This is a genomic window from Roseivirga sp., assembly GCF_034669765.1.
GTDB lineage: Bacteria > Bacteroidota > Bacteroidia > Cytophagales > Cyclobacteriaceae > Roseivirga.
The window spans coordinates 267,351-288,588 of record NZ_JAXMOQ010000005.1 but is presented as its reverse complement, the minus strand read 5'-3'; the positions used below and the strand labels follow the sequence as shown (position 1 = coordinate 288,588).

Sequence of the window (21,238 nt, the reverse complement as noted above, 5' to 3'; positions counted from 1 at the left end):
ATATTTGATTCATAACAATTCATAATCCTTGAGTTTCGAAATCAAACTTCCGCTTTTTGAGGGTCCATTCGATCTTTTGCTCTTCTTTATTCAAAGAGATGAGCTGGACATTAATGACATCCCGATCAACAAGATAACTAAAGATTTTTTGGATTACCTGCATCATTTGGAACAATTAAATGTGGAGGTAGCAAGTGAATTTATTTTGGTGGCGGCCACTTTAATGCGCATTAAGGTGAAAATGTTGTTGCCTCGCCCTGTATTGGATGATGAGGGGAATGAAGTTGATCCAAGGGACGAGTTAGTAAGGCATTTGCTCGAATATAAAAAGTACAAGTCTGTGGTGGAAACGCTTGTCCAAATGGAGAGCGATCGAATGCAGATGGAGTCGAGGGGTAATGTTTTGCGTGAGCTCAAAAAGCTGTCGGAAGGCAATGATGTTGAATCCGAAATGCAGGATTTGGACTTATATAAATTACTTAAAGTTTTTCAGAAGGTGATATCTCGATATGAGGTAGAGCAGAATAAACCTAAGCACGAGGTAGTACAATATCCTTATACCATTTCTTCGCAGCGCGATTTTATAATGGCTAAACTTGGTGAAACTCCACGGATTTCGTTTGTGGAATTGATTGAATTAGAGCCCAATAAAATTGCTGTAATTTTCAACTTCCTTTCCATATTGGACCTGCTTCAACTGAGAGAAATCACAATGCATTTGGGTGAAGGGTTCAATAATTTTTGGATCGAAAAGATTGAAGGCGAGTTCGTAGAGCAATAATGGATGTAGATTCTAAAAAAGCACTTCGTACGCTTAACCCCAGAAGTGTTTGGCTCCCTGTAATCATCGGTTTGGCCATTGTGACCTTTGTTGCTTTTCGTGATGATAAAATTAATGAAGCAACATTACAGTCTATGCTGCGGATTTCAGTTTTGGCAATTGTTTTGGCTTTCATTTTTCTTATTTCCAAAGACCTTTTAAATACAGCTAGGGTAAAATTAGTAGGGAGTGGGTCATTTACATCAAAGGACGCTCTGCGGATTGTTTTACTCTGGGAGTTTGCCGTGGCAGTAGTGCCTCCAATCATTGGTCCCATTGCTGTAATCGTATATATTATACATAAACATAAGGTAGATGTGGGGAGGGCCTTGGCTTATGCCTTGCTGTTGGCCATGATGGACAACATCTTTTTTCTTACTGCTTCGCCAATAGCTTTGTTATTTACGGGTGGCGCTGCATTGCCAAAGTCTGAACTTATACAAAGTGAATTGGGAGGGAGTTTGTCGTACTTTTTTTACCTGAGCTATGGATTAATTGCTTTTTATGTTTCATTTAAAATTTCCGCCTTATTACTGTTTCCTTCTGTGGTTAAAAAGCTTTTACACAGGCTGGCGCAATTGCCTTTCTTAAAAAAATGGCGAGGCCGCTTGTCAAATAGGGCAGATGAGCTTTTTGAGGTTTCAAAAGAATTAAGAGGTAAGTCAGCTGCTTTTTGGCTAAAACTGGTTGGGCTTACTTATGCGATATGGATTGTCAAGTTCGGGGTGTTGAATATGCTAGTGGTAGGTTTTGTTCCTATCAGTATTGATGATCATTTCCTTATCCTTGGCCGACACCTCATTATGTGGTTAGTGCTGCTCGTTTCTCCAACGCCAGGTAGCGCAGGAACAGCCGAATATATCTTTCCGGCCTTTTTCGGTGATTTCTTGGGTGAATATACCTTTGTAGCCAGTTTGATCTGGCGTCTCATCAGTTTTTACCCTTACTTAATCATTGGTGCTTTGATTTTGCCAGGCTGGATTAAGAAGTTGGTGGTTAAAAAAATAAAAAAAAGCGACCATAAGCCGCTTTTCTATTCTAATAAGGAATTGAATCCTTAGAATTTTTCGAACTGAGAAAAGAAGAAACTTCCTTCAATTGCTGCGTTTTCGTCAGAATCCGAACCATGTACTGCGTTAGCAGAAATAGATGTTGCGTATTTTTTTCTGATTGTACCTTCTTCTGCGTCAGCAGGGTTAGTTGCACCAATTAGTTTTCTGAAATCAGCAACAGCATTGTCTTTTTCAAGAATTACAGCTACGATTGGTCCAGAAGACATGTATTCGCAAAGCTCACCATAGAAAGGTCTCTCACTGTGTACTTCGTAAAATTTACCCGCAATTTCTGCTGTCAATTTTACATACTTCATTGCTACGATTTTGAAGCCACCTTCTTCAATCATATTTAAAATTCCACCAATGTTACCTGCTTCTACAGCGTCAGGCTTAACCATTGTAAACGTTCTATTTGTTGCCATGCTAATTATAGGATTGTTGTATTTTCTTAATTTGGCTGCAAAAATAGAAGATTAATTCGGATGCTCTAACCTGATTATGAATATTTTAACTTATTTATCAATAGGTTAATCACTGTTAAATCATTGTTTTAGAAGCTTATTCTTATCAACTTTGTCGGCTGACTGGTATACTGCTTTTGCAGTATTTGTTGTTAATGGGAGACATAAATTCTTTAATCAAACAGCTGAATACCCCAAATAAAATTGTGATTACTACACATCACAAGCCTGATGCGGATGCTTTAGGTTCTTCTTTGGGGATGGCTAACTACCTTATTAAGAAGGGGCACAACGTTAAGGTGATCACACCAAGTGATTACCCGGGATTCCTACATTGGATGAAAGGGAACGATGACGTTTTGGTCTATACTGATAAGAGCTCAGATCAAGTACAAAATTTTATTCACGAGGCCGATACCATTATTGCACTCGATTTTTCTGTATTGCACAGAATTAACGAGATGGGAGAAATGGTGAGAAATGCCAAAGCCTTTAAAGTAAACGTAGATCACCACCTGGAGCCAGAGGATTTTGCAGATTATAGGTTGTGGGATACCAAAGCGGCATCAACTTGCGAGCTTTGTTTTGAACTAATTGTGATGATGGGCGACAAGGCCTTGATTGACAAGGATATTGCAGAATGTCTTTATGCAGGAATAATGACTGATACAGGCGGCTTTCGTCATCCGAATACTACTCAAAATGTACATGAGGTGGTAGCTGAATTGATTGGAATAGGGGCCGATAACGCCAAAGTAGCCAAGAAAATCTATGATACTAATTCGCTCAATAGGCTTAAGTTTTTGGGATTTGCTTTAAGCCAAAAGCTTGAAATACTTCCTGAATTTCATACCGCTTATTTTGCCATTTCCAATGAAGAACTCAATCAGTTTGATTCCCAAACTGGTGATACCGAAGGTTTAGTGAATTATGCACTTTCACTTGAGGGAATTGTATTGGCGGTCTTGTTTAAAGATAGTAGTGATGGAATAAAAATGTCGTTTCGTTCTATTGGTGAGTTTCCAGCAAACGAAATAGCATCTAAGTATTTCAATGGAGGTGGACATAGAAATGCCGCAGGTGGAAAAACCGATGGAACTCTAGTAGAAACAGTAGATAAATTTAAGTCTGTTTTGATAGATTACAAACCTTTATTAGATAGCGAAAAGAATAAATAACCCTATAAATTGCCCTTCATTGTGGCATCGATTTAAGAATAAGGACTAGATATGAATCAGATGAAAAAATACTTTGTGGTAATGATCGCCTTAGTTGGGCTCTCTAGCTGTAAGAAAGAGATTAAGTTTATTGAATCGGAGCCAGGTGTAGCATACAGGTTAGTGGACGAACGCGAAGGTAAGAAATTAGGCCCGAACCAAGCCATGATGTTAGACCTCAAGAGCGTGTATAAGGATTCTGTTGTGATCAACCCTAAACCTATTGGAGGGTTCGTTATCAATCCAGTTACTGGAGTGCCGCCTATGTTGGGTAAAATACTCCAACCCTTGGGTGAAGGTGATAGCGTGCAGATCAAGTTTCATTTAAATCAGTATTCAATGTTGACTGGAATGCCTATTACTCCAGATTTGGATACGGCTGAATCTGTTTTCATGAACATTCGAGTGCTTGAGATTAATGATGAGCAAGCTTTTTCAGAGCGTATACAAGTTGAAATGGAAAAAGCCATTGCTATTCAAGCAGAAAAGGATAAAGTGATCATTGAAGAGTATTTAGCTGAAAATAACTTGAAAGCGGAAAGTACTGAAGAAGGCCTTTATTATATCATGAAAAAGGAAGGTACTGGAGCTAAACCTCAAACTGGTCAAACAGTTTCAATAGAATATGTGGTTCAATTATTGGACGGTACGTATATCGATACCAGTGATAAATCCGTTGCAGAAGAGCATAACTTTTATAATCCTATGAGAGAACCTTATGAGGCTTATTCTTTTCCTTTGGGACAAAAAGCTGTGATTGATGGTTGGGATGTGGGTATTCCGTTATTGAATAAAGGAGGGAGCGCTATTTTCTTTGTCCCTTCAAAATTGGCTTATGGGCCAGAGCCAAGGCCAGGTAGCCCTATTCCTCCAAATGGAATTTTAATGTTTGAGCTTGAGTTGGTTGACATTAAGAATTAAAAAAATAAAGAATCAATTAATGAATACGATTAGAGCATTCTTGGTATTGGGTATTGTGGCATTAGCTTTTAGTGCCTGTAAGCCAGATGAGATTTTTGATGTTGAGGAGCAATTTACTAGAGATACTGTTCTAATTGAGCAGTACTTAGCTGATAGTAGCCTTGTAGCAGAAAAGGACGAGAGCGGTATACGTTACGTCATTAAGGAACAGGGAACTGGAGCGAACGGAAAGTTCGGCTCAACTGTATTGGTGAAATATACGGGCTATTTACTTGATGGATCTACGTTTGATACGAATATTGGCAAGGAGGTATTTGATTTTGTTATTGGTCAAGGCTCTGTAGTTCAAGGGTGGGATATTGCCTTTAAGTTGTTCAACAAAGGAACAGAAGCCACCATATTCATTCCTTCTAAGTATGGGTATGCAAATATTGGAAACTTGTTTATTCCAGCAAACTCAGTATTGGTTTTTGATGTGCGTGTAGTAGATTTATTAGGAAACGAATAGGTTTTACTTAACGATATTTAAAAGGGATCACTTTTCAAAAGGTGATCCTTTTTTATTTTCGGATTTCCTAAATGGGTTCTTTAGCCCTTCTTAAAATACAACTTCATGAGTTCGTTTTCCAGTAATAGGCTTTCCCAGGTCATATTACCATTGCTAAATTGAATTTTCCAACGGGTTCTTGTGTCTTTTTCATCGCTGATTAATGTGAGTGTCGGTGAATATGAATCGATTTGCCAGATGCCTGTTTCCACTAAGATCCCTTCTGTATCAAACTTTTTGTAGCGCCTGTCCCAATTAAAGCTATAAGTAATGTTTTCAAGCAGATATTCGGCAACCACACTGCCTGTAGTCGGGTGTATACCATTCGGAATACTAATTTCCCAAGTGCCAACAATCATGTCCCAAGATGCCATGGGCTTTTGGTTTACGGTGACCAAGGTTATACTCACTTTATTTCCTTCTTCAATTCTCTCCCAAATCATTTTTTCATTTTGAAATGAAACATTAAAAGGACCGTAAGAGTCAATCCCTGCATCAGTGGATTGAATCAAGGCTTTTTGTTGGTCATCATAAACCCAACTGCCCAAGTTATTTTGAAGCCACCCATTTCCCGAAGTAAAAGTGCCGTTTTCTTCGAATGAAATCCATTTCATAATAGGCGTTAAATCTTCATCTCCAGCAATCACCTTTTCAATCACCCATAAACCAGTGACGGGCAAGGGAGAGAATGAAATATTACCTGTTTTTTCACTTACAATCTGAGAGACATTCTGCGAATGGATTGGCTTGGTAAGGATCAGTAAAAGAAAAAGGAAGTATTTCATCAATTCTAAGATTTGGATATTACATCAGTGAAATTAGAGGATTTGACCTGTTCCTCAAAATTCATTCTAAGCCCTTAAATTTTCTTTATCTTCGTTTTTAAATTGAAGAAATATGAAAAGAAAAAATATAGCACTTTTCGCTGCGATGGTCATGGGCTTTTGGGCTTGTCAATCGGGTGAAAATGTAACTGAAGAAAAAGTAGTCATTGATACACTCACCATTGACCGTCACTTGAGCGTACTTGCTTCGGATGATTTTATGGGAAGAAAACCTTTCACAGAAGGGGAAGAAAAAACGATTCATTATTTAGAATCAGAACTAAAAGGAATGGGTTTGAAACCTGGGAATGGGAAAAGCTATTTTCAGGAAGTGCCTTTGGTAGAAATTACGGGCATACAATCTCCAACCATGACCGTAACAGGGCAGGGAAAATCAATGAGTTTCAAAACTGGTGACGATGTAGTAATCTATACCGAAAGAGTGGAGGAAGAAGTTGCTGTTAAAGATTCTGAATTGGTGTATGCAGGCTTTGGTATTGTAGCGCCAGAGTATGGCTGGAATGACTATGAAGGACTGGACGTAAAGGGAAAAACGGTTGTTGTTTTAGTGAATGACCCAGGTTTTGGGTCAGGTGACAGTACTCTGTTTAAAGGAGATCAAATGACCTATTATGGCCGTTGGACTTATAAATATGAAGAGGCGGCTCGACAAGGTGCTGCTGGTGTTTTGATTGTGCACGAAACCATACCAGCGGGTTATCCTTGGTTGGTGGTGCAAAGTTCTTGGACAGGTGCAAAGCTAAATTTAGACGCTGCCAATCCGCCATATAAATGTGCTATTCAAGGATGGATTACTAGAAACACAGCGGTTCAGTTGTTTCAAGCAGCAGGAATTAAGGACTACTCTAGCTTGGCCAAAACAAAAGGTTTCAAACCCATAGCCATGGACTTGAAAGCCTCTATGAGTGTTAAGAATGAAATCAAAAGAGACATGTCGCATAATGTTGTGGCCATGGTTGAAGGAAGCGAAAGGCCAGATGAGTACGTTATTTATTCAGCTCATTGGGATCATTTGGGTGTGGGTGCGCCAGTAGATGGTGATTCTATTTATAACGGTGCACATGATAATGCCAGCGGAACAGTGGGTTTGCTTACGATAGCCGAAACATTCGCTAAAATGGAAACTAAACCTGAGCGTTCGGTGGTATTTCTGTTCGTAACTGCAGAAGAACAAGGCTTGCTTGGTTCTGCTTATTATGCTCAGAACCCGCTTTTCCCGCCAAATCAAAGTGTTGCCAATATTAATATCGATGGTCTTCCGGCCTATGGCGAAATGAAGGACTTGACCATTACTGGTTATGGACAGTCTGAGTTAGATACTTATGCGAAGACTGAAGCCGACAAACAGGGACGTTATGTAATTCCTGACCCTGACCCAGCAAAAGGTTACTTCTTCCGTTCCGACCATTTCAGTTTTGCCAAAATAGGAATTCCAGCTTTATATGCTTCGGGCTCTTATGAGTCGAAAGAAAAGGGAGTGGAATTTATTGAAAAGAAAACACAAGAGTACTTGGCCATTCAATACCACCAGCAGGCAGATAATTACTTGCCTGAAGAATGGGATTTAAAGGGGATTGCCCAAGATGCGGCCTTACTTTTCAATGTAGGTAAGAGGTTGGCCAATGAAACTTACTTTCCTAAATGGAGTGAAGGTTCAGAGTTTAAGGCAAAACGAGATGAAGATATGAGCTTGAAAAAGAAGTAAAAAATCTTTTTTCACATAGTTAAAACAAAGGCCGATTGATTAACTCAATCGGCCTTTGTTTTAAGTTATTTTTTCACTTCCAGCAGTTTGATTTTAAACTTTAAGTTTGAATTGATAGGAATTCGATCCTTTTGTAAATCTTGATAGCCATAAACTGAAGGGATTAAAAAAGTGCCACTGCCACCTTCTGTTAAAACCTGAGTAGAGATATCAAAACCTAAAATCACCATGCCTGTGCCTACAATAAAACCAAACCTCTCATAGGTTCTGCTGGAGCTAAAGATGCCGTTGTCTATTGCGGTTTGCTCTACGTTGGTGTCTATAAAAGAGCCATCTAAGAGTGTGAGTTCGTAATTGACATAAACAGTATCTCCTAAAGCCACTGTTTTTCCATTTCCTTCTTCATCAATAATGTACCTAATATCTGTCTCATGAATTTTTACGGTCAAATTATTGGTAGCAACATAACTGTCGATTGTTGCGATGTCAATGGCTAATTGTGCATTAGGGTCGTAAGGCTCAAAATCATTTGAACAAGATTGCAGCACCGCGCCAATCATCAATATTCCCAACAGAATTTTTATTCCTTTCATAATTATTCTAAATGCCCTTTATGTGGCATGGTTAATTTTTTTTAATCACTTGTTAAACGCAATAGACACCTTGTTTAAGCAAGAAGTTGGAATAGTTCCTAATTAAAAGATGACGCAAATATATTGGAAGGAAACGAATAAGAAGGTATTAGGCCCTTTTAACTTTCTTGGTAAGGAAAACAGGTAGACAAAGAAAAACAGCTACGGTAGAAAACATTAGTCCACCAATGGTGCCAATGGCTAAGGAGAACCAGAAAGCTTCATTTTCGCCTTCGAGTAAAAAAGGAATTAAGCCAAAACAAGTAGACAGTATGGTCAGCATAATAGGCTGTGCTTTACCAATTACTGCTCTTAAAACCGCACGATTATATTTTTTCAACCTAGTGTTATTGAGGTCATTCACAATGAAAATAGCCGCATTTACCACTAAGCCTCCAAGCATTACAAAAGCCGCATAACCTCCTTGATCAAAAGAAAAATCGAACAAAGAGAAAATGAGAAAGAGTCCAATGAACGAAGTGGGGATGGTGATAATGATAAAGAGAGGTTGTTTTAGGTTTTCAAATAGAATGGCGCAAATTATAAAAATGCCAATAATTAAATAGCCTAATAAGCCATATTGTTTTGTTTGTTTGTCAAAACGAAATAATCGGTCTTGGGTGTCAATTTGGTAGCCTACGGGCATAATAAGTTTCATTTCTTCGATCATCTTATCTCGGTATTCGGCTCCAAATTTTCCCGAGCCCAAATATTTAAAGCCTAACTGCCTTAAATACTGTCGGTCTTCTTTATGTATTTCATTGGCGGCCTCTTCAAAAACCATGGTAGCGTAGTCGTTGATTTTCACCAAGCGACTGGTGTCGATGGGAAGGGCCTCTTCCATTAAATCATATTTAGAAAAGTCTTTGGCATTCATGGCCTTTACAAAAATAGGAGTACGTTCATTGTTCAAATTGGCTGATGAAGATGATGAGTTTGGTAAAGTGTAATCGATCAGCGCGTTGGTGACGGCTCCTCTGCTTATACCTGCTTTGGCCATGCGGTCTACATCAAAGTAGAGTACATACTCATTCCCCTTTACTGCCCCATAGCGATATCCAATTTGTTCATTGGTTTTTACTTCTTGTATCCTTTTGTGGTTTTCTAATTTTAGGGCTAAGATGTCAGCTTGTCGGCTTAATTCATCATAATTATAGCCTCGCATTCTAATGCCAAACTCTTGTGATTCACCTCTTTCCCCTCCAATGCTGAAGCCCTGTCCTACACCCACTATTGACCACTGAACGCCCGTTAAATCTACAGACCTGGCCTGTAAACGCCCTTTGAGCTGATAAGGCAATGCGGAGAATTCGTATTCCGGCTCAAAAGTGATTTGCACACTACCAGTTCTGTTATTTACACGGGTAATGTATTTATCTATGCCCTTAACTCCGTCCACGAACTCTTCCACTTTTCCAATTACATAATTGGCATCTTCCAATGTGGTACCCATGGGTAATGTAGCCCTTACCGTTAACTGGGTTTGACTAACATCCCTGTATAAATAACCTTGATAAACTTCGGTGGCAAATTTCCTCATGGCCCCCCCTAGAATTTTGTCTGTAATAGGGCGAATATCATCTTGATATTTGTCGCTTCCAATTGTTTTATTGTACCATTCTTGGCCTTCCCATTGTATAGGCATTTTAAACACCGGCAAACCGAAACCAAGAATAACGAGAACGATAAAAGACTTTCTGTACCGAACTATAAAGCCAATAGATTTAGAATAGCCCCTAAACCATTTTACTTTCCTGCGGAGTTGACGGGTACTCAATAACTTGCTCTTTTGCATATCTTTTTTAAACAAAAGCTGGTAAAGGGCAGGGGTGAAAAATAAGGCTATGAGTAATGATACCGCTAAATTAATGGCCACTACAATTGAAAAATCAGTAAGGTTTCTTCGGTCTTCTTCGGGTAGCAGCAGTACCATTAAAAGCGCCATGATGGTGGTTAATGAAGCGGCCAAAAGTGCTACAAAAATACCTCGATTTTTCTTTCGGTACATGTGGTCCATCATTACAATAGCATTGTCTACAATTAGGCCAAAAGAAATGGTGAGCCCGGCTATGGAATACATATGAAGCTCAATATCTAGGGCAAATAGGATAATTGCAGTTATGCAGAGGTTGACCGCGATACCCATGAAAAGAGTTACTAGGTATTTAGGGTTTCTATTGATCAGGAAGATGAAGACCAAGAGTATTATAATGGAAAGAGACGTTCTTTGGTAGATTTTATCCATCTCCTTGTTAAGGAACTCTGTGTCGTCTTGTTCTAATAGAATGTTTAGGTCACTTTGTACTGTGGATTGCAATTCCTCAATTCGGTCTCGTATCTGTTTGGCCAATACAATTTTATTGACACCTTCCCGAGCATAAATCTGTAAGTTAATTGCGTTACGGCCATTGATTCGGGTGTAACTTCTCGGCTCTTGCTCTTCTAAATAAACCTTGGCGATATCCTTTAAATAAAGTTCTTTGCCTTCAATATTGCTGATTACGGCTTGTTCTAAGTCTTCTAAACTTGTGAGTTCTGAGGAGCTTCTGAAGTAGAACTGCTGACCCGCAGGGTTCTTGATCATACCAGGGTAATTTCTGTCTTGAAAAAGGTTAAGGCTACCTACAATGTCACTTTTGGAAAGCCCATACCTCATTAACAATAGAGGATCAAAATCAACCGTGATCTGCAATTCGTTGGCTCCAGTTAATTCGGTTCTTTTAATTTCACTAATGGCAGATAGCGGTTTCAGAATGTATTCGTCTACATCCTTTTTAATTTTGTAAGAAGCATAAGGGCCATTAATAGAATAGAGTAGTATAGGGGATTCCGATTGGTTTTGTGTTTCACCACCACGTTGCTCAACCATGGGGTAACTCATGGTTTCTGGTAACTTCTTATATATGTTCCGAATCAATGAATTGATCTCGAATTTACGGAACTCCATATCCTCTCCTTTATCAAAGGACAGTTCAATGCTTCCGGTGCTATACCTAGAAACACTAGTGACTTTGTTTACACCTTCAATTTGGGAAATAGCGTTTTCAAGCGGTGAAGTTGCCAAACGTTCTACAATATCGGGCGATGAATCTGGTAGACTATATGAGATAGTAATCGCAGGTTTGGTGTAGCGCGGGGTAAAGTTTACGTTTAGCTTTGGGATAAAAGCAATGCCAATCATCGCTAAAACCACAAATACTATTACCATTCGAAAAGGTCGCTTCATCTTGAAAAATAATAAGGCCTCAGATATTCAACTTGAAATAAGTCTTTATTAGGTTGAAATGAAAATAAAAAACATCATAAATTTAGTAAACTTTAAATTAAAGCAAATGCAGACTACTATAAAATTAGGTGTATGACTTTTATTTTAGTTATAACTACTATATTTGGTTTGAACCAACCTTAGCTGCTACATGATATTTATGAAAACGAGATTATTGGCTGTTAACTTAACATTAATACTGTTGTGGTTAGTCTCCTGCTCTTCAGCTAAGGAAGAAAATACCATTCTTTTCGATGAATTAGAACCAGATGAATTTCATGGTTTTTTATCTAGTGCCGAAGTCCAGCTCATCCCTTTGGCTACAGATGAGACCGTGATTGGTGATTTCAACATGTTTAGAAAGGCAGACAATGAATATTTTGTCTTTTCTGGTCAAGAAGGTAAAGTGCATCGTTTTAGCGATTCCGGTACTTTTCTGAACACCATTGGTCAAATTGGTGACGGCCCAACAGAGTACAGGAACCCATCTGGTTTTGTGGTATCTGGCGACAGTTTGGTCATTCTCTCACAAGGCAAAGGGTCATCTCTTTCTTTTTATTCAAAAACAGGCGAGTTCATAAAGTCCATTTTTTTTAAGGAAAGCACTTACCCCTCTTTTGAGTTGGCGGATTTCGGCTATGTGTTTTCAACGGGCAGCAACACGGTATTTGGAAATAAGCACAACCTCCACAGCCGGAATTTTAAAGGGGAATTGATCAGCAAGTTCTACCCTATTATTGATAGGGCTATGTTTTCTATTGGAACTAATAATTTTGGTAGGAATGAAAATGAAAGCCTTTATTTCGAACCATTTAATAATCAAGTGTATAAGATTGAAAAGGATAGCCTGATCCCGACTTATAAATTCGATTTTGGAAATTTGAACTTGAAAGAGAACGCTTTTGAAAGCGAGGATCCATATGAGAATTTTCAAAAAATAATGAATAACGGAACAGCCTTTATTCTGGCATATGTTGAATCAGAAAACTATGCCTACTTCAATATTATGCTTCAGAAAAACCCGGATAAACCAAAAGCATTTCATCTATTGCTGAATAAGAAAACAGGCGCATCTAGGCTGATCAAGAGTATGGAAGAAACTGCTCCAGCATTTCAGTTTATAGCGGGAGATCGTTTGCTTTTCCTTTTTCATGCTGGGGATATACTGAATTTAGCGAAGGAAAATCCAGCGCTCTTTGGTAAACGTCAACCAGTGATTGATGGCGTTAAACAGGATGACAATCCAATAATAGTAATTACTAAAATTGAGTTCTGATGAAAAAATTACTTTTCTTACTATTGCTTTTTGCCGCATTGAGTTTTTCTTGTTCTTCAGGAACAAGAAAGTTGATTCTGCCAGAATTGCCTGTGGTTTCAATTCATCATAATGCTGAAAACGAAAAATCTCCTTTTGTGTTGACCCAGAATACTTATGTTGCTTATATCTATAGAAAGTGGCAGAAGGATAACCTTTACAGAATCGAATTGGCGGTAGCTGATTGCATCAAAAAAAATATGGATTACCTTATTTATGTAGAAGCAGATTCGGAAGCTGAGGTTAAACAGTGGTTGACGGAATTGAACTACAAATATTCTGTAGTTGTGGATGAGGAATCTCTTTTTAGAGAAGCGAATGGGGAATCGATAGAGGGCTATAATGGTTATATTATAAATAAGGAGAGGGAGATTTTGGGCAGCCCTAGAATTCGATATCGCCCATAGAATCATACACTCTTATGGAGTAAGCTATTGATAATGAATAATTGAAAAGATGGTAGCTATATTTAGCACTAATTTTTATCTTAATATTAAATATCTACCGAATTAGTTTTTTGAAATCATATTTTAACATTATTTTGGTCTATTATGAAGCGACTTTTTTTTATATCTGTATGTTTTCTATTGTGTTTAGCTTGTAAAGACCAAAAGGTAGAGGTTGAAGAGGTTGACCAAGAAACCTTAAGAAAGCAAGTTCAGCCCACAGAGGTAAAAGTAGCCACTGCGGAATATAGACCATTTGAATTCTTAGTCAGCGCTACAGGTACCATAGAGTCTGAATATGAACTCGAAATTATTTTTGAAGGGAGTGGCTATTTACAAGAACTCAGTATTGGAAATGGGCAAAGGGTAAAAAAAGGGCAGGTAATCGGCCAGTTACAAAATGAAAAAGAAAAATTTGCTATCGAAAAGGCAGAAACCGCCTATAAGAAGGCATTAGTGCAATTTAAAGATGATTCATTAGGTTATAGTCGCCATAATGATGAGATGCTAAGTAATTTGTCATTAAAGTCTGGGTTAGTGGATGCGGAAATAAATCTTCGCGAAGCAAAAATCAATTTAGAAAACACCATTATTAAATCACCCTCTGATGGTATAATCGTTGATTTGGCATCCAAAGAAGGAAGTCTTGTGTCGGCAGGAAAAGTACTTTGCTCTATTTATAATGATAAAAACCTGACCCTTACGGCAAAGATATTAGAGCCGGATTTTGGGTATATCAAGCGTGGTCTTGTGGCCGATATTTTTCCATTAGCCCGCAGAGATCAGGCTTTTTTGGCTACCGTAAATGAAATTAACCCGAGGGTAGATGAAGACGGAATGGTTCAAATAGAATTAAAATTGAATCAATCAGAAGGGCTTTTGCCGGGTATGAGTGCAAGTGCTATTATACGTGTTCCGCAGGAACGTCATATTATTGTTCCGCGAGAAGCGGTGGTAATTAAACAAGGGAAGTCGGTGATCTTTACCGTAGTGAATGGAGAATCCCAGTGGAAATATGTAGAGATAGGGCTTGATAACGGAACGGATGTTGAAGTGCTCGATGGCCTCAAGGATGGAGACCAAGTCGTGCTTACCAATAATATTCAGTTGGCGCACGCTGCTAAGGTTAGCATTGCCCAAGCTGATCTCACCAATTCTAACCAGTAAGCAATGGTTAAATTTTTGATCAACCGACCTGTAGCGGTATTTCTCAGCTTTATTGGCATCTTGTTTTTTAGCTTTCTGGCCTTACAAAGATTGCCAGTTTCCTTATTGCCTAATATTGAGGTGCCTGCTATTATTGTGAAGGTAAACTATCCCAATAATCCACCCAGTATTATTGAAAATAGTATTCTCAATCCAATTCGCACTTCCTTAAATACGCTTAATAGCTTAAAGTCTGTTGAAAGCATTGCCAATAGCGAAACCGGAATGCTCAAGTTGCAATTTGAGTTCGGTACCAGAATGGACTTGGCTTATATTGAGATCAATGAAAAAATAGATAGACTTCAGGAAAACTTACCACGCGATATGGATAGACCGCAAGTGGTGAGAATCAATACTTCGGACATTCCAATTGCCAGAATTCAAGTGATCCCGAAAGAAGGCATTGATTACACGCAAACCTCAGAATTGACAGATCGTGTTTTAAAGAAAAGAATTGAGCAAATCACTGGGGTTTCAATTGTGGATGTTAATGGTTTTCAAGGCCAGTTCATAAGTATCACGCCTGATTTAGAAAAAATAAGAGCCCTCGGTCTTTCAGAGCAACAGATTGATCAAGTTTTACAAGGGGCCAACCGAGATTTGGGAAGACTCTCTGTAAAGGATGGCCAGTACCGTTATTTTGTTCGAATAGCCAATCGATTGGATAATATAGGTGAGATTGAAAACCTTCCCATCATAAATAGAGAAGGCGATGTAATTAAGCTAAGTGATATTGCCGAAGTCAGTTTTCAGTCTGACAAAAGGCAGGGTTATCATTTGAGCAATCAGAAAGAAGGCTTGGTGGTTACCGTGCATAAACAAGCCAAGGCAAAAATGACTGAATTGACTCCTTTGCTTTACGAAGCGGTGGAGAATTTCAAAAAAGATTATCCTCAAACGGACTTTGAGCTTACCCAAGATCAATCTCTTTTGCTCAATGCTGGAATCGACAATTTAAAGACTAGCCTTATCTATGGAGGTATCTTTGCCTTTGCGGTGCTGTTCCTTTTTATGGGGAATGTCCGCATGCCAATTATGATGGGAATTACGCTTCCCATTTCCCTGTTGATAAGCTTTTTGTTTTTTTATGCCTTTGGCCTATCTGTAAATATTATTTCATTAAGTGGTTTAGCACTTGGCTTGGGAATGTTGATCGACAACTCAATTATTGTGATTGATAACATTACGCGTAAAAGGAAGGATGGGTTGGAGATAAGAGAAGCCTGTATACAAGGCGTGAATGAGGTAATGACTCCGCTGATTAGCTCTGTATTAACTACTTTGGCGGTATTCGTGCCATTGGTTTTTCTGAATGGACTTTCTGGCGCTTTGTTTTACGATCAAGCACTTTCGGTCGCTATAATTCTGGGTACTTCCCTGATGGTGGCTTTCGTGTTGTTACCACTCCTTTATCGAAAGTTTTTTGAAAATCTAAAAAGACCCATTAAGGAGGATAGTTTGATCTTTAAAGGGGTTTTGAAATTGTACAAATCAATTTTTAAAGTGGTTTGGCGATTTAAAACCTTGAGCCTTATTTTATTGATAGCGTTAATTCCTCTGGCCTATTTTATGATCGTTGGAGCCCATAAAGAAGGTTTGCCTGCCATTGATAAAACAGAAACTTTGGTCAAAATTCAGTGGAACGAACCATTGGATGCTGAAGAAAATAAAAGGCGGGTTTTAGACCTTCTTGAAAAAACAGCGGCATCTACTCCAAGTGAATCAGATATTGGACTGAAGCAATTTCTCTTAGCCGAGCAGAGTAACTCGATTGAAAGCGCAGAAGTGTATTTTAATTCTGAGTCTACTGAGGCGAAATTAGATTTGGAGCAAAAGATAACGGCCTTTTTAGAAAACACTTATAGAACGGCTTCTTTTCAAGTAGAAGATGCTCCAAATGCTTTCGATCAGATTTTTAGCTCAGACCAGAAGTACTTTATTGCAAAGTGGAAAAGACTTTCTGGTAGCGAGAGTCTTGATGAAGCAATGCTAACAAACCTTGAAAAGGATGTGGTTGCCATAGTAAACGAGAAACCAAGGTCAGGAAATGGGTTCCAGTTCGGTGAATCTATGGAAGCTGTTATCGATAATAAAGCCTTGTCCTTTTACGGCATTTCTGAAAACTCCATGAAAGATGCGCTTTCAAAAGCATTAGATGGCTATATGGTTACAGAAATTAGGCGATTTGGAGAAGTAACTCCAATCTGGATTCAACGAGGAACGGAAGATTTTAGAAGTAAGCTCAATGGTATTTCCGTTCAAGGCAGAAGCAATCAAATGTATCCGCTTTCTAACTTTGTGAAATTCGAATACATTAAGGATATCAAGGCGGTTACAGCAGATAAAACCGGAATCTACCAAAGTTTAGAATGGGAGAACCTTGATGATGCTTCCATTGATAGACTACAGGAGCAATTGCCTGCAAAGGCTGCTCAATATGGGCTCTCTGTCGATTTTGATGGCGCTTATTTTCAAGGCAGAGAAAACCTTCAGCAGTTGACTTTCATTTTAATGATTTCTGTATTACTACTCTATTTTATTTTAGCAGCTCAGTTCGAATCACTGGTTCAACCTTTAATTGTAATTCTTACACTACCGCTTGGTGTGGCTGGTGCGCTATTAGTATTAATGATTGCTGGAGGAACCCTGAATGTGATGTCAGCCATTGGTATTATCGTAATGTTGGGAATTATGGTGAATGACGCCATCCTAAAAATTGATACTATCAACAGATTGAGGGAAGAATTTTCGTTAAGTTACCCAACAAATACCAAGCGTCAGGTATTACAGAATGCCATTGCAAAAACTGGTCAAATAAGGCTTAAGCCCATATTAATGACCTCGATTACTACCATTTTGGCATTATTACCAGTAGTGTTTTCAAGTGGTATTGGTGCCGACCTTCAAAGACCGCTGGTTTATACTGTCATAGGCGGCTTGACCATCGGTACTTTCACAGCCTTGTTCTTTGTGCCTCTCTCTTATTGGGTAATCAGTAAGAAGAAGGGCTAAATTTTCTAAATAAGATCATTTGGCGTAGTTTATAGATGGTTGAGTTCTTTAAACTCAGATTAGCCGATTATCCAAAAATACATCCATACAGCACAACCTAATCAGGGAATACGGTGTCTTGATTGTTAAACATCACATACCAGTAAGTAAGAAAATTATGGGGCTCTCATAAATATACTTGCAATTGATCTTATATGTTTTATATATTTGGCTCGATCGTACATAATATTTAATTATTCAAAGTATAAATTGTAAATTATGTATAATGGCGAGTGAGTTTTTTTAACCTGAAATATGAAGTATATCCCTCTTTTAGTTCTACTCATACTTATCCAGTTGAAGGGTTATGGGCAGCAATACAGCCTTAAGGATTTTAATCTAGAAGGAGATATTAATAATTGGTACAGTGCACGTTTTGATTCGGTGAATATCAAACCGATGACAGGACCACTCCCAAACTTAGCTTCGCAACGACCAAAGGTCAATGCTTTCTTCACTGAGAATACGTTAGACTGGATGAAGGCTAGTATTATGTATGATAACCAACTCTACAGCAGCGTTCGAATGAAATATAATATAGAACAGCAGGTAGCATATATCTCACATCCATTAACCTATCAAACGGTAAGCTTAGACCAAAAGCTAGTTAACTGGTTCAGAACACCAGCAGGAGTTTTTAAACCCAAGAATGAAGCAACTGGCTATTACCTTATAATCTTTGAGGGGGAACAACTTTCTTTTGTTAAAGAAAGTGCTAAAAAGCTAGATATTAAGGACCGAGAATTTGAATACACACGGACCGATGAGTTTTATTTATTAACGGGTAATGAGAGAGTGCGAGTTAAGAATAAAGGGTCTTATCTGAAGCAATTTCCATCACATAAAAAGGAGATCAAGAAGTTTATCCGATTAAAAGAGTCTCGCGAGATAAAAAGAATAGGTAAGGAAAATTTCCTGATCCACTTGGCCAAGTACTGTGATAACCTTTCCATCCAATGAGAAAAATAATAGTACTCAGTTTATTGGCTTTAAGTCTCAATGGCTTTGCTCAGCAAAACGAACCATCCTTTTCGGGGAGCTATGAAAGCGCTTCGTTAGAAAAAGTTATTTTAGATATTGAAGCCCGACTGGCTTATACTTTTTTCTATAAAAATGACTGGATTGATTCATTGCAGTTCACAGGTACATTTAGTCAAACGCCTGTAGAGGATGTTCTAAGTAGACTTTTTGAAAACACTTCTGTTCGGTACTATTTGCAAGACAGAAAAATATATTTGACCAACGGGATCACTATTATATCTACTCCTGAAATAGTGAGTAGTGTGTTGACCCAAGCTAATAAACGAAAAGAAGAAACTGAGATAGAAGAGGGTAAAGAACTGCTTTTTACTAAGGAATTTAAGGGAGAAACACAGAATAGTAAAGACTTAGAAAACTTTGTATTTGAAGTAGGAAGTCGAGCGCAATTCAAAGCAGGTAGTAATTCTACCCTTGTAGGCTATATAAAGGAGAGTATCACTGGAGAGCCGATAGAGGGAGCGCTTGTATATACTCCCGATGGGAATAAGGGGACCACTTCAGGGAGGGATGGTTTTTATTCCCTGACCATAACAAATGGGAAACACGAAATTCAGGTCCAGTTTACGGGAATGAAAAGGGCTAGGAGAAACCTGATCCTCTTTTCAGACGGGCAATTGGACATAGGGATGGATGTGGATGTGATTGCTTTGAATGAGGTAATTGTAGAAGCAAACAGAGGGGCAAATATAGAGCGATTGACTACGGGCGTTGAAAGGCTTAACGTAGAACAATCCAAAACAGTACCTGTAGTACTGGGGGAGAAAGATATTTTAAAAGTGGCCACCACATTTGCAGGTATTCAAACCGTGGGAGAAGGAGCTGCAGGCTTCAACGTGAGAGGGGGGAAATCTGATCAAAACCTATTCTTATTCGAAGGTGCTACAGTATACAATGCTTCTCACTTCATGGGATTCTTCTCTGTTTTCAACTCTGATGCGCTTGAGGGGATGGATATTTTTAAAAGCGGTATTCCGGCTAACCGTGGAGGGAGGTTGTCTTCCGTTTTTGAAATAACAGCTAAAACAGCCAATAAAGAAAAGGTTGTTGTGGAAGGAGGTATCTCACCGATTACTTCACGAGTTACTGCTGAAATTCCAATATTAGAAGGTAAATCTTCTCTTTTGGCGAGCGGAAGAGTCACCTATTCTGATTGGATTCTTCAGAGTATAGCGCATTCAGACTTCAAGGGTAATAAAGTGTCTTTCAGTGACTTTATTGTCAAATATGACCATGAAGTTGATCAGGACAATAAACTATCACTTTCTGCCTACCTGAGTAAAGATGACTTCCGATTGAGCTCTGATACGCTCTTCTCATTCTCAGATTTTTCTTATATCAATGAAATGGCAACGGCCAAATGGTTACACAGGTTCAATGAAACTATGGATGCGTCCCTAATAGCAACTTACAGTAAATACACCTATGATTTCGAGGCAACCCAATTGGTGAAAAATGCTTTTGCACAAGATTTTGGAATAAAAGAATATGGAGCTAGGCTGGATATGAATAAGGATATCCAGGTGGCTCATCAGTTCAATTTTGGGCTTGAAGCAAAACGGTATGATATCAACCCTGGTTCCAAATCACCAGTCGGAGCAGAATCAATTGTCGCTCCCGTTGCATTAAGTCCTGAACAAGGAATTGAAGGAGGGGTTTATTTTTCAGATAAACACGAAGTGAGTGAAAAACTGAGCTTTAATTATGGGCTTAGGTATAGTTTCTTCACCTACCTTGGGCCAGGGGTTACTAGCCTGTATTTGGAAAATGCCCCGAAAAACGCAGACACCAAAACTGGAGAAACACTCCACGAAAAAGGAGAGTTTATAAAAACATACCAGGGGCCTGAGCTACGATTAGCCGGAAGGTATATGTTAGGGGAGAGCCGTTCAGTGAAAGTCAGTTACGATAAAAGCAGGCAATACTTACATGCACTATCCAACAGCTCCTCACTTTCTCCTACTGATATATGGAGACTCTCGAACAGTTACATAAAACCTCAAACGGGAGATCAGGTATCAGTTGGCTATTACGAAGACTTCATGGATGGTGAACTAGAGACCTCTCTTGAATTGTATGGGAAGAAACTCGATAACCTATTGGACTTTAAAACTGGTGCGGACTTCTTATTGAATGATAGGATAGAATCTATAGCGCTTCAAGGCCCTGGTAAATCATATGGCTTGGAACTTTCTTTAAAGAAAACAACAGGGCGATTGAATGGTTGGTTTAACTATTCATATGCCCGCACATTTATTAAGCTCAGTGGAGATTTTGATGAAGAGACGGTTAACAAAGGCGCATATTTCCCTACCAATTATGACAAGCCGCACACCATAAATCTGGTAAGTAATTATGAAGTGACCTCTAGGTTTACTGTTTCATACAATCTTGCATACAGTACTGGCAGACCAATCACATTTCCTACTGGACTTTACAAGCTGAACGGTGTCGAAATTCTCAACTATTCGAATAGGAATGAATTCCGAATCCCAGACTATTTCCGTATGGATTTGGGGTTCACCCTAAAATGGGGGCATAGAATTACCAAAGGAACGCATTCATTTTGGTCAGTTTCAATCTATAATCTGGTTGGTAGAAAAAACCCATTCTCTCTTTATTTTGATTTAGAAGACGGGGAGGTAAAGGGCTATAAACTATCTGTATTTGGCTCACCAATTCCGACCATCTCTTACAACTTTAAATTCTAATGG

At 38.7% G+C, this 21,238-nt stretch carries 16 protein-coding genes; 12 read left to right on the top strand and 4 right to left on the bottom strand.

The genetic code is table 11. From position 1 onward, the window contains the following. The first annotated feature begins 28 nt into the window (after positions 1-28). The gene (locus tag VOI17_RS12120; RefSeq protein ID WP_323757488.1) at positions 29-781 is read left to right on the top strand and encodes a segregation and condensation protein A; all 753 of its coding nucleotides are present in this window, start codon (positions 29-31) and stop codon (positions 779-781) included. Beyond that, a complete protein-coding gene (locus VOI17_RS12115) occupies positions 781-1,881 on the top strand; it encodes a lysylphosphatidylglycerol synthase transmembrane domain-containing protein (RefSeq protein WP_323757487.1) in 1,101 nt (366 codons plus the stop codon). Before VOI17_RS12120 ends, VOI17_RS12115 begins: the two co-directional genes overlap by 1 nt. Here VOI17_RS12115 and VOI17_RS12110 read toward each other — a convergent pair. Then, positions 1,878-2,297 carry a nucleoside-diphosphate kinase gene (locus VOI17_RS12110; protein WP_323757486.1) on the bottom strand — a complete coding sequence of 140 codons (420 nt, stop codon included), beginning with the start codon at positions 2,295-2,297 and terminating at the stop codon, positions 1,878-1,880. The two genes, VOI17_RS12115 and VOI17_RS12110, sit on opposite strands and share 4 nt — an antisense overlap. A 194-nt stretch (positions 2,298-2,491) precedes the next feature. Here VOI17_RS12110 and VOI17_RS12105 point away from each other — a divergent pair, with 194 nt between their 5' ends. Genes VOI17_RS12105 through VOI17_RS12095 form a run of 3 tightly spaced genes read left to right on the top strand, consistent with a single transcriptional unit; the run spans position 2,492 to position 4,982 of the window. Further along, positions 2,492-3,514 (top strand): bifunctional oligoribonuclease/PAP phosphatase NrnA, encoded by a 1,023-nt coding sequence (locus VOI17_RS12105; protein ID WP_323757485.1) that lies wholly within the window; start codon positions 2,492-2,494, stop codon positions 3,512-3,514. A gap of 60 nt (positions 3,515-3,574) precedes the next feature. Then, positions 3,575-4,474 (top strand): FKBP-type peptidyl-prolyl cis-trans isomerase, encoded by a 900-nt coding sequence (locus VOI17_RS12100; RefSeq protein WP_323757484.1) that lies wholly within the window; start codon positions 3,575-3,577, stop codon positions 4,472-4,474. Positions 4,475-4,493: 19 nt separating this feature from the next. Further along, a complete protein-coding gene (locus VOI17_RS12095; RefSeq protein ID WP_323757483.1) occupies positions 4,494-4,982 on the top strand; it encodes an FKBP-type peptidyl-prolyl cis-trans isomerase in 489 nt (162 codons plus the stop codon). A gap of 80 nt (positions 4,983-5,062) precedes the next feature. Here the strand turns inward: VOI17_RS12095 and VOI17_RS12090 are convergent, their stop codons facing one another. After that, entirely contained in the window at positions 5,063-5,806 is a 744-nt protein-coding gene (locus tag VOI17_RS12090) for a hypothetical protein (RefSeq protein WP_323757482.1), read from the bottom strand. A 112-nt stretch (positions 5,807-5,918) separates the two neighbouring features. Here VOI17_RS12090 and VOI17_RS12085 point away from each other — a divergent pair, with 112 nt between their 5' ends. Further along, on the top strand, positions 5,919-7,571 hold the full coding sequence (locus VOI17_RS12085; RefSeq protein ID WP_323757481.1) for a M28 family metallopeptidase: 1,653 nt from the start codon (positions 5,919-5,921) through the stop codon (positions 7,569-7,571). A gap of 65 nt (positions 7,572-7,636) precedes the next feature. Here VOI17_RS12085 and VOI17_RS12080 read toward each other — a convergent pair whose 3' ends face one another. Next, positions 7,637-8,164 carry an FKBP-type peptidyl-prolyl cis-trans isomerase gene (locus VOI17_RS12080; RefSeq protein ID WP_323757480.1) on the bottom strand — a complete coding sequence of 176 codons (528 nt, stop codon included), beginning with the start codon at positions 8,162-8,164 and terminating at the stop codon, positions 7,637-7,639. A 148-nt stretch (positions 8,165-8,312) separates the two neighbouring features. Beyond that, positions 8,313-11,429 carry an efflux RND transporter permease subunit gene (locus VOI17_RS12075; protein WP_323757479.1) on the bottom strand — a complete coding sequence of 1,039 codons (3,117 nt, stop codon included), beginning with the start codon at positions 11,427-11,429 and terminating at the stop codon, positions 8,313-8,315. A gap of 199 nt (positions 11,430-11,628) precedes the next feature. Here VOI17_RS12075 and VOI17_RS12070 point away from each other — a divergent pair, with 199 nt between their 5' ends. The 6 genes from VOI17_RS12070 to VOI17_RS12045 all read left to right on the top strand — a co-directional run bounded on the left by VOI17_RS12070 (position 11,629) and on the right by VOI17_RS12045 (position 21,235). Continuing rightward, on the top strand, positions 11,629-12,744 hold the full coding sequence (locus VOI17_RS12070; protein ID WP_323757478.1) for a 6-bladed beta-propeller: 1,116 nt from the start codon (positions 11,629-11,631) through the stop codon (positions 12,742-12,744). Next, positions 12,744-13,190 (top strand): hypothetical protein, encoded by a 447-nt coding sequence (locus VOI17_RS12065; RefSeq protein WP_323757477.1) that lies wholly within the window; start codon positions 12,744-12,746, stop codon positions 13,188-13,190. Before VOI17_RS12070 ends, VOI17_RS12065 begins: the two co-directional genes overlap by 1 nt. Before the next feature lie 144 nt (positions 13,191-13,334). Further along, a complete protein-coding gene (locus tag VOI17_RS12060) occupies positions 13,335-14,396 on the top strand; it encodes an efflux RND transporter periplasmic adaptor subunit (protein ID WP_323757476.1) in 1,062 nt (353 codons plus the stop codon). A 3-nt stretch (positions 14,397-14,399) separates the two neighbouring features. After that, positions 14,400-17,447 carry an efflux RND transporter permease subunit gene (locus tag VOI17_RS12055; protein WP_323757475.1) on the top strand — a complete coding sequence of 1,016 codons (3,048 nt, stop codon included), beginning with the start codon at positions 14,400-14,402 and terminating at the stop codon, positions 17,445-17,447. 294 nt (positions 17,448-17,741) lie between these two features. After that, complete coding sequence (locus tag VOI17_RS12050; protein WP_323757474.1) at positions 17,742-18,446, top strand: hypothetical protein; 705 nt, start codon at positions 17,742-17,744, stop codon at positions 18,444-18,446. Further along, entirely contained in the window at positions 18,443-21,235 is a 2,793-nt protein-coding gene (locus VOI17_RS12045) for a carboxypeptidase-like regulatory domain-containing protein (RefSeq protein ID WP_323757473.1), read from the top strand. Before VOI17_RS12050 ends, VOI17_RS12045 begins: the two co-directional genes overlap by 4 nt. Positions 21,236-21,238: the final 3 nt, after the last annotated feature.